At 67.2% G+C, this 15159-nt stretch carries 11 protein-coding genes; 10 read left to right on the forward strand and 1 reads right to left on the reverse strand.

Annotated elements, in window-relative coordinates; genetic code table 11:
* Positions 1-4: 4 nt before the first annotated feature.
* The 6 genes from nadD to STH_RS02295 all read left to right on the forward strand — a co-directional run bounded on the left by nadD (position 5) and on the right by STH_RS02295 (position 7157).
* The gene (nadD, locus tag STH_RS02270) at positions 5-631 is read left to right on the forward strand and encodes a nicotinate-nucleotide adenylyltransferase (RefSeq protein ID WP_011194568.1); all 627 of its coding nucleotides are present in this window, start codon (positions 5-7) and stop codon (positions 629-631) included.
* Positions 618-1190: a bis(5'-nucleosyl)-tetraphosphatase (symmetrical) YqeK gene (yqeK, locus tag STH_RS02275; protein WP_011194569.1), complete on the forward strand. Its 573-nt coding sequence runs from the start codon at positions 618-620 to the stop codon at positions 1188-1190. Before nadD ends, yqeK begins: the two co-directional genes overlap by 14 nt.
* A gap of 158 nt (positions 1191-1348) precedes the next feature.
* Positions 1349-1708, forward strand: coding sequence for a ribosome silencing factor (gene rsfS / locus STH_RS02280; protein WP_050742059.1), 360 nt, complete (start codon positions 1349-1351; stop codon positions 1706-1708).
* 88 nt (positions 1709-1796) lie between these two features.
* Positions 1797-4196 carry a transglycosylase domain-containing protein gene (locus STH_RS02285; RefSeq protein WP_011194571.1) on the forward strand — a complete coding sequence of 800 codons (2400 nt, stop codon included), beginning with the start codon at positions 1797-1799 and terminating at the stop codon, positions 4194-4196.
* Between the two features lie 62 nt (positions 4197-4258).
* On the forward strand, positions 4259-5638 hold the full coding sequence (locus STH_RS02290) for a sigma-54 interaction domain-containing protein (protein ID WP_050742060.1): 1380 nt from the start codon (positions 4259-4261) through the stop codon (positions 5636-5638).
* 154 nt (positions 5639-5792) lie between these two features.
* The gene (locus STH_RS02295) at positions 5793-7157 is read left to right on the forward strand and encodes a tryptophanase (RefSeq protein WP_011194573.1); all 1365 of its coding nucleotides are present in this window, start codon (positions 5793-5795) and stop codon (positions 7155-7157) included.
* 1 nt (position 7158) lies between these two features.
* Here STH_RS02295 and STH_RS02300 read toward each other — a convergent pair whose 3' ends face one another.
* The gene (locus tag STH_RS02300) at positions 7159-8769 is read right to left on the reverse strand and encodes a transposase (RefSeq protein ID WP_043713086.1); all 1611 of its coding nucleotides are present in this window, start codon (positions 8767-8769) and stop codon (positions 7159-7161) included.
* Positions 8770-9007: 238 nt separating this feature from the next.
* Here STH_RS02300 and STH_RS02305 point away from each other — a divergent pair, with 238 nt between their 5' ends.
* From STH_RS02305 to leuS, 4 genes are all read left to right on the forward strand, one after another.
* The gene (locus STH_RS02305) at positions 9008-10372 is read left to right on the forward strand and encodes a tryptophanase (protein ID WP_043713090.1); all 1365 of its coding nucleotides are present in this window, start codon (positions 9008-9010) and stop codon (positions 10370-10372) included.
* A gap of 100 nt (positions 10373-10472) precedes the next feature.
* On the forward strand, positions 10473-11978 hold the full coding sequence (locus tag STH_RS02310; RefSeq protein WP_011194576.1) for a sodium-dependent transporter: 1506 nt from the start codon (positions 10473-10475) through the stop codon (positions 11976-11978).
* A 2-nt stretch (positions 11979-11980) separates the two neighbouring features.
* Positions 11981-12103 carry a MetS family NSS transporter small subunit gene (locus STH_RS18235; RefSeq protein WP_011194577.1) on the forward strand — a complete coding sequence of 41 codons (123 nt, stop codon included), beginning with the start codon at positions 11981-11983 and terminating at the stop codon, positions 12101-12103.
* 367 nt (positions 12104-12470) lie between these two features.
* Positions 12471-15056 carry a leucine--tRNA ligase gene (leuS, locus tag STH_RS02315; protein WP_011194578.1) on the forward strand — a complete coding sequence of 862 codons (2586 nt, stop codon included), beginning with the start codon at positions 12471-12473 and terminating at the stop codon, positions 15054-15056.
* Positions 15057-15159: the final 103 nt, after the last annotated feature.

Genomic DNA, 15159 nt, shown 5'->3' on the forward strand with positions numbered 1-15159 from the left:
TGTCATGGCGCGCGTCGCCGTCCTCGGCGGCACGTTCGATCCCATCCACCTGGGCCACCTGGCCGCGGCCCAGGGGGTGCTGCACCTGACCGGCGTGGAGCGGGTGATCTTCCTGCCCAACCGGCAGCCGCCCCACAAGCAGGGGCAGCCGGTGACGCCGGCGGAGCACCGGGCGGCGATGGTGCGGCTGGCCATCGCCGACAACCCGGCCTTCGGCTTCTCGGACCTGGAGCTGCGCCGCCCCGGCCCGTCCTACACCATCGAGACGGTCCGGGCGCTGGCGGCGGAGCACCCTGACTGGGAGCCGGCGTTCATCATCGGCCTGGACAGCCTGTTGGCGATCCGCACCTGGCGGGAGTGGGAGACGCTGATGCAGAGCGTCGACTTCTTCGCGGTCACCCGGCCCGGCCACGACCTGGCCGCGGCTCGCCGGCTCCTTGCCGAGCTGGGCCCGCGCCTCTCCGGGCGGGTACGGCTGCTGGAGATCCCCGGGGTCGCCGTCGCGTCGGCCGACCTGCGCCGGCTGGCAGCCGCGGGATACCCGCTTCGCTACCTGGTGCCCGACCCGGTGGCCCGCTACATCGCCGAACACCGACTCTACCTGAGGGGCGAAAGCCATGGCGACGGCTGACTGGCGCACGCTGGAGGGCGTCCTGCAGCGGCAGGTGACCGGCGAGCGGCTGGCGCACACCTACCGGGTGCTGGAGTACGCCCGTCGCCTGGGCCGCATCCACGGGGCCGACCCTGACCAGGTGGCCGTGGCGGCCCTGATGCATGACTATGCCAAGCCGCTGCCTGCCGAAACCCTGCTGCGTGAGGCGGAGCGGCTGGGGCTCTCGGTCCACCCGGTGGAGCGGGCGGCGCCCCACCTGCTGCACGGCCCGGTCGCGGCGGCGCAGCTGGCGGAGCAGGGGCTCGTGACGGACCGGGAGGTGCTGCAGGCCATCGCCACCCACACCACCGGCCGGGCGGGGATGGGTCTGCTGGAGAAGGTGCTGTACGTGGCGGACTACGCCGAGCCCGGCCGCCGCTTCCCCGGCGCGGCGGAGGTCCGGGAGGCGGCGGAGCAGGACCTGGACCGGGCGCTGCTGGCGGCCCTGAACAACTCGCTGCTCTACCTGGTCGGGCAGGGGTGGCTCATCCACCCCGCGTCGGTGGAGGCGCGCAACTGGCTGTTGCAGGGACCGTGAAGCCAGGGGTCTGCGGGGCGCCTTCCGGCGCCGGCGCAGCCGCCGCGGCCAAAGAGGCCCCCGTGTGCCGCCTTCCCCGGCATGAGGAGGAACCTGCGGACGCGGGGAGAATAGGGTGAACTATCGATAGACAATTGACACGAAAGGAGAATGCCGGATTGACGGATTCCGCCGAGTTGGCCCAGTGGGCTGCCATTGCGGCAGAGGGGAAGAAGGCCCGGGACGTCCGAATCCTGGACATCCGCTCGATCAGCGTGGTGGCTGACTACTTCGTCATCTGCTCCGGAACCAGCGGCACCCACGTGCGGGCGATCGTGGACCACGTGGAGGAGGAGCTCGACAAGAAGGGGCACAAGGTACGCCACGTGGAAGGGTACAGCGGCGGCCGCTGGGTGCTGCTGGACTTTGGTGATGTGGTCGTCCACGTGATGCAGGAAGAGGAGCGGGAGTTCTACAACCTGGAGCGGCTTTGGGGCGACGCGGTGGAGGTTGCGGTCGAGACGCCGGCTGTGGGATAACAGGGATTCGAAGGGACGGCGAGAGGCCGTCCCTTTTTTCGTACACACTATATGTCCCAGTGGACCACGCGGAAGGGGGCGGAGGCGGATGAGGCGGACCTGGCGCTACGTCCTGTTCACCCTTCTGGCCCTCTTCGTCCTGTCCGGGGCCGGCGTCGCCGTCTTCGTCGCGCAGACCATCGCCGCCGCGCCGGAGCTGAGCGAGCTCAACTGGGCGACCAGCACGGTGATCTACGACCGGGAAGGAAACGAGGTCTACCGGCTGCACGGCGGCGAGAACCGCATCCCGGTCAGACTCAGCCAGATCCCGGAGCACGTGCGGAACGCCTTTATCGCCGTGGAGGATCCCCGCTTCCGTTCCCACTTCGGCCTCGATCCCCGCGGCCTCGCCCGTGCTGCCTGGCGCACCGGCCTGTACCTCCTCGGGCTGCCGGGGGGGCGGGTGGAAGGCGGATCCACCATCAGCCAGCAGCTGGCCCGCAGCGGCTGGCTGACGCAGGAGGTGACCCTGCGGCGGAAGCTGCAGGAGGCGTGGATCGCGATCCAGTTGGAGCGGAAGTTCTCCAAGGATCAGATCCTGGAGATGTACCTCAACCAGATCTACTTCGGCCAGGGGGCGTACGGTATCCAGGCGGCCGCCGAGACCTTCTTCGGCAAGGACGTCGGCCAGCTCAACATCGCAGAGGCGGCCCAACTGGCCGGCATGGTCAACGGGCCGTCCATCTACGACCCCTACGTGGACATGGAGGCCTCCCTGGAGAGGCGCGCGGTGGTGCTGGACGCGATGCTCCGGGAAGGCGTGATCACCCGGGAGCAGTATGAAGAGGCGATGGCCTTCCGGCCCACCCTGGCCAACACCTTCGAGGGCGGGGAAGACCGGCAGGAGGGCAACGACTTCATCGACTACGTCATCAGCATCCTGACCGACGCGCAGCCCGGGCTCGCGGAGCGGTACGGGATCCGGCTGCGGGATCCCCAGTCGGTGGCCCGGGCAGGGCTGAAGGTCTACACCACGCTGGACCCCACGCTGCAGGCGCTGGCGGAGCAGGCGCTGGTCGAGCAGATGGCGGCTGCGGACGAGGCCTACGGCATCCCGGCCGAGGGGCCGCGGCCGGAGGCCGCGGCGGTGGTGATGAACCCCCGCACGGGTGAGGTGCTGGCGCTGGTGGGCGGCCGCACCCGGGAGGGCATGCTGGAGTTCAACCGGGCCACCGACGCCCTGCGGCAGCCGGGCTCGGCCATCAAGCCCATCGTGGCCTACCTGCCGGCCCTGGAGGCCGGGTTGTCGCCGGCGACGATCCTGGACGACGCGCCGGTCCGGCTGTCCAACGACGGTACCACCGTGTGGCCCCAGAACTTCGACTTCAGGTACCAGGGGCTGAAGCCGGCGCGCTGGGGCGTGGAGCAGTCGGTGAACCCCATGGCCGTGCGGGCGATGCAGTTTGGCGGCGGGCCCTGGGAGGGGGCCGCGCTGGCCCGGAAGATGGGGCTGACGACGATCCTGCCGGAGGACGAGAACCTGGCGCTGGCGCTGGGCGGCATCGAGAGGGGCGTGAGCGTGCTGGACCTGACGGCCGCCTACGCCGCCATCGCCAACCTGGGGCTGAAGGTCGACCCGGTGGTGATCACCCGGATCGTCGACCGCACCGGCGAGGTGCTGTTCGAGGCGCGCCCCCGGCAGGAGCAGGTGGTCAGCCCCGGCGCGGCCTACCTGATGATCGACATGATGAAGGGCGTCATCCGCCGGGGGACGGCCTACGCCTTTACCGGCGGCTTCCGGGGGTGGCCGGCCGCAGGCAAGACGGGCACCACCGAGGAGAACCGGGATGCCTGGTTCATCGGGTTCACGCCGGACCTGGTGACCGGGGTCTGGACCGGCTACGACGATCCGGGCAACCCCCTGCCCTGGACCGGGGCTTACGTCCCGGTGCAGATCTGGAACCGCATCATGACCCAGGCCGTCACCGAGCGCCCGGAGGACTGGCCGCGGCCGGCGGAGGTGGTGGACGTCGCGGTCTGCCGGCTGACGGGCATGCTGCCGGACGCCAACTGTCCGCCCGAGCAGGTGGTGACGGAACTGTTCCTGGCGGGGCACGAGCCGTCGGGCCCCGGCAACCTGCTGGTGAAGGCCAAGGTGGTGCAGGTCACCGTGCCGGCCCAGGACGGACGGCCGGCCTACCAGCAGTGGCAGCTGTGGCAGCCCGGGTGTCCGGGCACGCCGGTGGAGCGGCTGTTCATCCGGCGGCCGGAGCCGCTGGTGCGCCACCCCACCGACCCGTGGAACCCCCGGTATCTGCCGGCCGACTGGGCGGACGAGCTGCCCGCGGTCACCTGCCAGCCGCAGCCCCGCGCGCGGTGGAACTGGCTGACGCTCCCCGGGGGTTGGTGGGGGACCCGGGACGGCGCCGAGGAGCCGGAGGGCGCGGGCCTGCCGGACGAGGAGTTCGACCTGCCCGCCGGCCCGGATCTGGAGGAACCCCTGCGGTGAGCGTGGAAGTCACCACTCGGCGGCATGGCAAGAGCGCAGCGCACCGCCGGGGGGGAGCACACGTGGACGGCGCAATTCTGCGGTACGCCATACAGGTCCTGGACAGCCTGCACGACGGCGTGGTCGCCGTCGACAGCGAGGGGTACGTCATCTACGCCAACGAGGCCAACACCCGCATCACCGGGCTGACCCGAGATCAGGTGGTCGGGCGTCACGTCAGCGAGGTGGTGCCCAACTCCCACATCCTGGACGTGCTCGCCTCCCGGACGCCCCTGCTGGGCGTCCGGACCCGGGTGTTCGACCACGTGGTGGTCTCCAACATCGTGCCGGTGTACCATCAGGGGCGAATGGTGGGCGCGGTGTCGGTCTTCCGGGACATCACCGAGGTGCTGGCGCTCTCCCGACAGCTGGACGAGGCCCGCAACACCATCGACCTCCTGCGGGAGAACCTGACGGCGGCGCCGGTCGCGGAGGACGGCGTCATCATCGGGCAGAGCCCCGCGGCCCAGCGCATGTACCTCACCGCCCGTAAGGCCGCCACCGTGGACTCCCCCGTGCTCATCGAGGGGGAGAGCGGCACGGGCAAGGAGGTCATGGCCCGGCTGATCCACAACCGCAGCGCCCGGAGGTCACAGCCCCTGATCGCGGTCAACTGTGCGGCGATCCCCGGGACGCTGCTGGAGAGCGAGCTCTTCGGCTACGAGGAAGGGGCGTTCACGGGCTCCCGCAAGGGCGGCCGGCCGGGGCTCTTCCAGCTGGCCGACGGCGGCACGCTGTTCCTGGACGAGATCGGCGACATGGATCCGGGGCTGCAGGCCAAGCTCCTCCGGGCGCTGCAGAGCGGCGAGATCCGGCGGGTGGGCGGCACCACCGTCCAGAAGGTGAACGTGCGCATCATCTCGGCCACTAACCAGAACCTGGCGCAGCTGGTGCGGGAGAAGCGGTTCCGGGAGGACCTGTACTACCGGCTGCGGGTCATCCATTTGGTACTGCCGCCCCTCCGGGAGCGGCGCGCCGACCTGCCCCTGTTCCTGGAACACGCGATGCGGCGGGTCTGCGAGCGGCTGGGCCGGCCGCCTGCCCGGTTCAGCCCGGCCGCGCTGCGGGCTTTGATGGCCTATCCGTTCCCGGGCAACATCCGGGAGCTGGAGAACGTGGTGGAACAGGCGGTGGTCCTGGCGGAGGGCGACGTGATCGACGTGGGCGACCTGCCGCCGGACGTGGTCGGCGCCGAGACGGCGGCCGCGGGGCCGGCGGACCGCAGCGGGGACGGCTGGCTGGGGCTCAACGACCCCGGCACGTTTCCCACCCTGGAGGAGGTGGAGCGCCGGGTGCTGGAGGCGGGGCTGCGGGCCTTCGACTCCAAGGCCGAACTGGCACGCCACCTGGGGCTCTCCAGGGCCACCCTCTACCGGAAGCTGGCGCGTTACGGGCTGGCATGATGTATCGGAATAATACATAGTGAGACGGTGTTTGTTTCATCTTGATACATGTGAGGGCCGGGAGAAACCTCCCGGCCCTTCTGCTGTCGTTGGTATGATCCTTGCTCGTAAGGTCGGCGGACGCGCCATCATCATAACGAAGGAGGAACCAGTCATGCCAAAGGGCGAGCCCTTTAAGATCAAGATGGTGGAACCGATCCGGCTGATCCCCCGGGAGGACCGGGAGGCGGCCATCAAGGCAGCGCACTACAATCCCTTCCTGCTCCGGTCCTCCGACGTCTACATCGACCTGCTCACCGACTCCGGCACGGGCGCGATGAGCCAGTTCCAGTGGTCCGCCATGATGCTGGGCGACGAGTCGTACGCCGGCGCCAGCAGCTACTACCGGCTGAAGGAGGCGGTCACTGACATCACCGGGTACGAGTACGTCCTCCCGACCCACCAGGGCCGCGGCGCCGAGAAGAGCGCCTTCGCGCAGCTGATCACCCGGCCGGGCATGTACGTGCTCTCCAACATGTTCTTCGACACGACTCGCGGCCACGTGCAGCTGGCCGGCGGCCGGCCGATCGACCTGCTGCTGGACGTGCCCACCGAGGAGTACCACCCCTTCAAGGGCAACATGGACACGGCCAGGCTCGAGGCCTTCATTCAGGAGCACGGCGCGGAGAACATCGCCTGCATCGTGATGACCGTGACCAACAACTCCGCGGGCGGGCAGCCCGTATCCATGGCCAACATCCGCGAGACGTCCCGCATCGCGCGGAAGTACGGCATCCTGCTGCTGTTCGACGTGGCCCGGTACGCCGAGAACTGCCACTTCATCCGGATGCGGGAGGAAGGCTACGCTGACAAGGCGCCCATCGACATCGCCCGGGAGATGTTCTCCTACGGCGACGGGTTGATGATGAGCGCCAAGAAGGACGCGCTGGTGAACATCGGCGGCCTGCTGGCCTTCAAGGACGAGGAGCTGTACACCCGCGTGGGCGGCACGGTCGTGCCCTTCGAGGGCTTCCTGACCTACGGCGGCCTGGCCGGCCGGGATCTGGAGGCCATGGCGGTGGGCCTCCGGGAGGCGCTGGATCCCGACTACCTGGCGTACCGGGTGGGCCAGGTGGAGTACCTGGGCAACCTGCTGCGCAGCGCCGGCATCCCGATCCAGTGGCCGGTGGGCGGCCATGCGGTGTTCATCGACGCCGCGAAGTTCCTGCCGCACATCCCGTGGGACCAGTTCCCCGGCCACGCGCTCACGGTGGCGCTCTACCAGGAGGGCGGCGTGCGCACCGTGGAGGTCGGCTCGCTCGTGATGGGCCGCGACCCCGAGACCGGCGAGAACGTCCGCAGCCCGTTCGAGTTCACCCGGCTGGCGATTCCGCGGCGGGTCTACACCAACCTGCACCTGGAAGACGTCGCCGAGACCGTGATCAACGCCTTCCAGAAGCGGGAGCAGATCCGCGGCGTCAAGTTCACCCGGGAGCCGAAGGTGCTGCGCCACTTCACGGCGCACTTCGATCTGGTCTAGCTCAAGTTTCACGCGAACAACTCGACATTCGTGGTGTTGAAAAAGTGCATTGGTAAGAAACGGCCCGGTTCAGGGTAATCTCCGCTCCAGCCAGGGGAGTACCCCGGCTGAACACCAGCCGCAGCGTGTCACCAATACACCGTATGGTTGCCCGGCACCGGGCCGCTACCCGTACCAGGAGTCGACTCTTGGCCTCGGCCAGTTTGGACGAGGAGGTGCTCAGATAGCGCCAGGCCCAACGCACCAGGTTGAAGGCAAACAGGACGAGCTGCGTAAAGGCGGCGTTGGCCTCGTACTTGCGCAGCCGGGGTGCACCAAAGTGAAACGTTCCCTTCCACTCCTGGAATCCGGCTTCGATGGTCTGGCGTCCGTGGTAGAGTTTCACGACCTCTGTCATGGTTAGCGCCTCGGTTTGGAGCGTGGTCAGGATCACGCTGCGGACTTCCCGGCCATCCGTATTCCAGCGGCGCATGGCGACAAGCCGCACCGGATACGGTGCGAGCAGCGTTGGGCCAGGCACAGCAACGGCTTCGGAGGCAAACCGGTTCTTCTCGACTTCAACCCAGCCCTCCGCCGGCACGGCGTCGAAGAGGCGCTTGTAGGCGGGATTGCTTCCGGAGTAGGACTTGATGGTGAACTCGTATCCCAGCTCCAGCAGCCGCTGGATCACCTCCGGCGTGCCAAAGGCGCTGTCGGCTCGCAGCACGATCCGGAGGGGAGCCGGGTTCGTCTGATTGTCCTGCCTGTACTGCCGGAGCCGATGGTTCAGTTCACGGATGACCTGGACCGTCTCCTGTAACTCGGACTGCAGTTTCTGTTTCCGCCGGGCGCTGCCCTTGCCCGATACCGTCTGTAATGCCTGATGCAACTGCCGGACCCGCACCTTCTGCTGAGCCAGGCATGCTTCAACCCATTCCACCCGCCGCAGGGGGCGGCCGATCCGGGCTTCCACCCTGGGGATCAGTTCGAGCAGGCAGGCGCCAGAGCGGCTGTTGGCCTTACCGGACTTGAGAAGGCCGTCGATGGCAAAGCGCTGCTGCTTTCCAGTGAGGAAGGCGGCTGCGATCTGATAGCCGCGGGCCAGTTGCCCCTGGATGTAGCCAAAGTCGGTACCGGTGTACTGCCTGGTCTCTCCCCGGACCTTCTGGCCGGTGAGGTCGATGTCCACGATGACCATTCCGGACCGGTCTGGGCCAGCCACCGCCGCAACCTCCTGCTGAAGCAGGGGAGCCTGGATCTCCGCCAGTGCATCGGAAAGTTGTTGAACGTTTTCCTCCGTTAGTTTGCTGAAGGTCGCACAGACGGTGGAGAAGTGAGCAAAGCGTTCCTGCCCCCAGGCTTGAGCTACGGCAGGGTCGGCGACCAGCGGCTCGGGATCGAAGTTCAGGTCCTTCATGTAGCGGCAGTTGCCGAGAATGGCAACCAACGCCTCGACTACCTTGTCGACCGGCGTATGGGTGTAGGTCTTCTGATTGATCCGCAGGTGCCGGTTCAACACGTCAACCAGGTTCAGCCTTTGCGCTACCCAACCAAGAGCGACAAGAAAACCATGCCGGGTGGTGCATTTGATGGCTTGCGCAGTGACTTCGGGCGTCGTACCATGAGACTGCATCAGTCGAACCTCCACATGGTGGTTTAAGAGGGGCAAATCCCACCATGTATCATTGGTTCAGACTGATGCTTTTTCAATGGGTTTCCATTGTACGGAGTGCGGGTTATTCACGCGAAACTTGAGCTAGCAGCCGTTTACAGGACTTAACAGGTGATCGGAGGGCTCGCCTGACATACGGGCGCGACGGTTGCTCCATGCTATGACCGAATCGGTCCACTCTGGCAAAGGAGGAGTTCACGTGCCCAAGGGCGAGCCCTTCAAGATCAAGATGGTGGAGCCCATCCGGCTGATCCCCCGGGAGGACCGTGAGCGGGCGCTGAAGGAAGCGCATTACAACCCGTTCTTCCTCCGATCTTCTGACGTCTACATCGACCTGCTCACCGACTCCGGTACGGGCGCGATGAGCCAGTTCCAGTGGTCCGCCATGATGCTGGGCGACGAGTCGTACGCCGGCGCAAGCAGCTACTACAGGCTGAAAGAGACGGTCACCGACATCACGGGGTACGAGTACGTCATCCCGACCCACCAGGGCCGCGGCGCAGAGAAGGTCGCCTTCTCGCAGCTCATCACCCGGCCGGGCATGTACGTGCTTTCCAACATGTTCTTCGACACGACCCGCGGCCACGTGCAGCTGGCCGGCGGCCGGCCCGTCGATCTGCTCATCGACGTACCCACCGAGGAGTACCACCCCTTCAAGGGCAACATGGACACGGAGAGGCTGGAGCAGTTCATCCGGGAGCACGGTGCGGAGAACATCGCCTGCATCGTGATGACCGTGACCAACAACTCCGCGGGCGGGCAGCCCGTCTCCATGGCCAACATCCGGGAGACTTACCAGATCGCCCGGAAGTACGGCGTGCTGGTCCTGTTCGACGTGGCCCGGTACGCCGAGAACTGCCACTTCATCCGGATGCGGGAGGAAGGCTACGCCGACAAGCACCCCATCGACATCGCCCGGGAGATGTTCTCCTACGGCGACGGGCTGATGATGAGTGCCAAGAAGGACGCGCTGGTCAACATCGGCGGGCTCCTCGCCTTTCGGGATGAGGAACTGTTCACCAAGGTCGGCGCGGCCGTGGTGCCGTTCGAGGGCTTCCTGACCTACGGCGGCCTGGCCGGGCGCGATCTGGAGGCCATGGCGGTGGGCCTCCGGGAGGCGCTGGACCCCGACTACCTGGCGTACCGGGTGGGGCAGGTGCAGTACCTGGGCGAGATGTTGCGGAACGCGGGCATCCCGATCCAGTGGCCGGTGGGCGGCCATGCGGTGTTCATCGATGCCGCGAAGTTCCTGCCGCACGTCCCGTGGGACCAGTTCCCCGGCCATGCCCTGACCCTCGCGCTCTACCTGGAGGGCGGCGTGCGCACCGTAGAGGTCGGCTCGCTGATGATCGGCCGCGACCCCGAGACCGGCGAGAACGTGCGAGGCCCGTTCGAGTTCACCCGGCTGGCGATTCCGCGGCGGGTCTACACCAACCTGCACCTGGAGGACGTCGCCGAGACCGTGATCAACGCCTTTCAGAAGCGCGAGGAGATCCGCGGCGTGAAGTTCGCCCGGGAGCCCAAGGTGCTCCGCCACTTCACGGCCTGGTTCGACCCGGCTTAGACCAGGGCTTTCGGCACCCGTTGACATAGGGCGGCCCCGGCTGTCCCGCATGCGTCGGGGCCGTCCACTCCACCTGTTGCCACAGAGGAGGCCGCATCACATGGAGGCACAGCGCGATCAGTGGAAATCCCGATCCGGATTCATCTTCGCCACGATCGGTGCTGCCGTGGGGCTGGGGAACTTCTGGCGTTTCCCGTTCATGGCGTATCAGAACGGCGGCGGGGCGTTCCTGCTTCCCTACTTCGTGGCCCTGCTCACGGCCGGCGTCCCCCTGATGATCCTGGAGTTCGGCTTCGGCCACAAGATGCGCACCGCGACGATCACCGCCTTCAAAAAGCTGAACCGGCGGTTCGAGTGGATCGGCTGGTGGCAGATCACCGTCCCCGTGGTCGTCGTGACGTTCTACAGCGTGATCATCTCCTGGTCGCTCCGCTACCTCATCTTCAGCTTTACCCAGGCCTGGGGTGACGATCCGGGGACCTTCTTCAGCAGCGACTTCCTGGGGATTACCTCCGGCCCCCTGGAGCTGGGCGGCCTGCGCTGGGGGATCTTCGCCGCCGTCGCGGTGGTCTGGTTCGCCAACTACTACATCTCCGCGCAGGGCATCTCCGGCGGCATCGAGAAGGCATGCAAGATCATGACGCCCTTCCTCATCGTGGCGATGCTCATCTTCGTCATCCGCGGCATCACGCTGCCGGGCGCCACCTACGGGCTCAACTACTTCCTCAACCCGGACTTCAGCAAGATCATGGACCCCGGCGTCTGGGTGGCCGCCTACAGCCAGGTCTTCTTCTCGACCACCCTGGCGGTGGGCGTGATGATCGCCTATGCCAGCTACGTGCCTGAGGACTCGGACCTGGCCAACAACGCCTTCATTACCGTCTTCGCCAACTCATCCTTTGACTTCATGGCCGGTCTGGCGGTCTTTTCGACCCTGGGCTACGCGGCGGTCACCGCCGGCGTGCCGTTTGAGGAGATGGCCGTGGCAGGTCCCGGCGTCGCCTTCGTCGCCTTCCCCAAGGCCATTTCGATGCTGCCCGGTCCCACCTGGCTGCAGTCGCTGTTCGGTATCCTGTTCTTCTCTGCACTGCTGCTTGCCGGCATCTCGTCCTCGATCTCGCAGATGGAATCCTTCGCCTCGGCGGTGATCGACCGGTTCGGCGTGGACCGCAAGAAGCTGCTGGGCTGGTTCTCCCTCATCGGGTTTGCCTTCAGCGCCCTGTTTGCCACCGGCGCCGGCGTGCACATCCTCGACATCGTCGACCATTTCGTGGGCAGCTACGCCATCGCCATCCTGGGTCTGGTGGAGGCCATCGTGCTGGGCTATATCATGGGCACCGCCAGGATCCGGGAGCACGTGAACCTCACCTCCGACATCCGGGTCGGCATGTGGTGGGACGTGCTGGTCAAGTACGTCACCCCGGTGCTCCTGGGTTACAACATCCTCTCCAACTTCATCAGCGAGTTCCGGGAGCCGTACGCCGGCTACCCGACCGGCGCCCTGGTCCTCTTCGGCTGGGTGGTGGCCATCGCCATGTTCGGCACTTCGCTGTTCATGCAGTGGCGCTCGCAGCAGCTTGACGTGACCGGCGGGGAGGTGGGCTAGCCATGCCGCAGACGACCGGCCTGCTGCCGGGATCCATCGCCATGATCATCTTCGGCGCCGCCCTGTTGTGGGGAGGACTCGCGTTCTTCATCACGACGGCGCTCCGGGCCGAACAGAAGAAGTAGCCGCGGAGACAGGTTTTTCTTGACTTCGGCCGCTGAGCTTGCGATAATAAAGGACGATTCACACGCAAGCGACAGAGGCCATGACGGGGAGCAGTAGCCGGGCCGACGCTCGCAGAGAGCCGCCGGGTGGTGCGAGGCGGCAGCGCTTGGACGGTGAACCTCGCCCCTGAGCCGTGCGGGCGACCCCCCGGGTATCCGGGGCCGCAGCCCGCACCGGGAGCGGCCCGTTACAGCCGAAAGAGGCGGGTCCGGTTCGCCGGGCCAAGCAGGGTGGTACCGCGGGAGTACAGGCTCTCGTCCCTTCACGGAGGGACGGGAGCCTTCCGGTTTTCTACCCCGTCAGACGCAGAGGAGGTCCAGCCGCATCATGGCAGAGGAACGCTTCGACTTCCGGGAAGCCGAGCCCCGGTGGCAGCGCCGGTGGGACGAGGAGGGCATCTACAAGGTCGAGAGAGACCTGAGCCGGCCGAAGTATTACGCGCTGGCGATGTTCCCCTACCCGTCGGGCAAGCTGCACATGGGCCACGTGCGCAACTACACCATCGTCGACGTCATCGCCCGCTACCGGCGGATGAAGGGGTACAACGTGCTGCATCCCATGGGGTTCGACTCCTTCGGCATGCCGGCGGAGAACGCGGCCATCCAGCACGGCGCCAACCCGGCGGTATGGACGCGGGAGAACATCGCCGAGATGACGGCGCAGCTGAAGCAGATGGGGTACTCCTACGACTGGTCCCGGGCGGTGTACACCTACCGCGAGGACTATTACCGGTGGACCCAGTGGCTCTTCCTGCAGTTCTACAAGAAGGGGCTGGCGTACAAGAAGACCGCCCCGGTCAACTGGTGTCCCTCCTGCCAGACCGTGCTGGCCAACGAGCAGGTGGAGGACGGCCGGTGCTGGCGCTGCGACTCGGTGGTCACCAAGAAGGACCTCGCCCAGTGGTTCTTCCGCATCACCCAGTACGCCGATGAGCTGCTGGAGGATCTGAAGCTGCTGGAGGGCGGCTGGCCCGAGCAGGTCCGCATCATGCAGCAGAACTGGATCGGCCGCTCCGAGGGCGCCAGGGTGGAGTTCACGCTGGAAGCCACGGGCGACAAGATCCCGATCTTCACCACCCGGCCGGACACCATCTACGGCGTCACCTTCATGGTGGTCGCCCCGGAGCATCCGATCGTGGAGAAGATCTGCACCTCCGGCCTGATCCCGGAGGAGCGGGTGGCCGCCATCCGGGCCTTCCAGGAGAAGATGAAGCACCTCTCCGAGATCGCCCGTACCTCCACCGAGGCGGAGAAGGAAGGGCTGTACACCGGGCTTGACGTCATCAACCCGTTCAACGGGGAGAAGGCGCAGCTCTGGATCGCCAACTACGTGCTGATGGACTACGGCACCGGCGCCGTGATGGGCGTGCCCGCCCACGACCAGCGGGACTTCGAGTTCGCGCAGAAGTACGGGCTGCCGGTGAAGGTGGTCATCCAGAACCCGGAGGGGACGCTCAGGGCGGAGGAGATGACCGCGGCCTACGTCGAGCCGGGGATCATGGTCAACTCCGGCCCCTTTGACGGGACGCCCAACCTGGAGGGCATCCCCAAGGTTATCGCCTACGCCGAGGAGCAGGGGTTCGGCCAGAAGACCGTCTCCTACCGGCTGCGGGACTGGCTGATCAGCCGTCAGCGGGCCTGGGGCGCGCCGATCCCCATCGTGTACTGCGACAAGTGCGGCACCGTCCCCGTGCCGGAGAAGGACCTGCCCGTGCGGCTGCCGGACGACCTGGATTTCACCGGCGAGGGCGGCTCGCCGCTGGCCCGGCACGAGGGCTTCGTGAACACCACCTGCCCGCAGTGCGGCGGCCCCGCCCGGCGGGAGACCGACACGATGGACACCTTCGTCTGCTCCTCCTGGTACTTCCTGCGTTACACCGACCCGCAGAACGCGGAGAGGCCGTGGAACCGGGAGGACGTGGACTACTGGATGCCGGTGGACCAGTACGTGGGCGGCATCGAGCATGCCGTGCTGCACCTGCTCTACGCCCGCTTCTTCACCAAGGTCCTGCGGGACATGGGGCTGGTGAAGGTCGACGAGCCCTTCGCCCGGCTGCTCACCCAGGGTATGGTGCTGAAGGACGGCTCCAAGATGTCCAAGTCCAAGGGCAACACCGTCTCCCCTGAGGAGATGATCGCCAAGTACGGCGCCGATGCCGTGCGGCTGTTCATCATGTTCGCCGCCCCGCCGGAGCGCGACCTGGACTGGTCGGACGCCGGCATCGAAGGGGCCGCACGGTTTGTCAACCGCTTCTACCGCATGGTCGTTTCGGCGCTGCCCGCCTACCAGCACGCCCGCAGCCTGCTGCCCATCAACCCGGCCGACCCGGCGTCGGTCATGGGCGCCCTCTCCGAGGCGGAGATCGCCGAGGGGCTGGCCAAGGCCGCCCCGAACCTGACGGCGGAGGACCGGGAGCTCCGGCGGGTCATCCATGCCACGGTCAAGCGCATCACGGCCGACCTGCACGACCGGTTCGCCTTCAACACGGCGATCTCCGGCCTGATGGAGATGACCAACGCCATCTACGCCTACCGGGAGAAGCAGCACGCGGAGCAGAACACCAGCGCGCTGGTGCTGGCCGAGGCGGTGCAGAAGGCGGTGCTCATCATCGCTCCGTTCTGCCCGCACCTGGCCGACGAGCTGTGGTCCCGGATGGGTCACCCCCGCTCCATCCACCTGGAGCCCTGGCCGGCGTACGACGAGGAGGTCGCCAAGGCCGACACCGTCGAGATCGTCGTGCAGATCAACGGCCGGGTGCGCGACCGGCTGGAGGTGCCGGCGGGCATCAGCGCCGCCGAGATGGAGGCGGTGGCCATGGCTTCCGAGAAGGTGCAGGCGCTGGTGGCCGGGAAGCAGATCGTGAAGGTCGTTCCGGTGCCGGGCAAGCTGGTCAACATTGTGGTGAAAGGGTAAGTGCTGAGGGCCGGCCTCGCGTGGGGCCGGCCTCGGCGCGCTTCTGGGGCCGGCGGGATCCGGCGCAGCACCATGGCACCGGCTGCGCGGGTTCCGCCGCAGC

The organism is Symbiobacterium thermophilum IAM 14863, assembly GCF_000009905.1.
Taxonomy (GTDB): domain Bacteria; phylum Bacillota; class Sulfobacillia; order Symbiobacteriales; family Symbiobacteriaceae; genus Symbiobacterium; species Symbiobacterium thermophilum.

Excerpts from the sequence above, each read along its gene's own strand:
- nadD (WP_011194568.1), top strand. The coding sequence starts at position 5 with ATGGCGCGCGTCGCCGTCCTCGGCGGCACGTTCGATCCCATCCACCTG.
- yqeK (WP_011194569.1), top strand. The coding sequence starts at position 618 with ATGGCGACGGCTGACTGGCGCACGCTGGAGGGCGTCCTGCAGCGGCAG.
- STH_RS02285 (WP_011194571.1), top strand. The coding sequence starts at position 1,797 with ATGAGGCGGACCTGGCGCTACGTCCTGTTCACCCTTCTGGCCCTCTTC.
- STH_RS02295 (WP_011194573.1), top strand. The coding sequence starts at position 5,793 with ATGCCAAAGGGCGAGCCCTTTAAGATCAAGATGGTGGAACCGATCCGG.
- STH_RS02300 (WP_043713086.1), bottom strand. The coding sequence starts at position 8,769 with ATGCAGTCTCATGGTACGACGCCCGAAGTCACTGCGCAAGCCATCAAA.
- STH_RS02310 (WP_011194576.1), top strand. The coding sequence starts at position 10,473 with ATGGAGGCACAGCGCGATCAGTGGAAATCCCGATCCGGATTCATCTTC.
- STH_RS18235 (WP_011194577.1), top strand. The coding sequence starts at position 11,981 with ATGCCGCAGACGACCGGCCTGCTGCCGGGATCCATCGCCATGATCATC.
- leuS (WP_011194578.1), top strand. The coding sequence starts at position 12,471 with ATGGCAGAGGAACGCTTCGACTTCCGGGAAGCCGAGCCCCGGTGGCAG.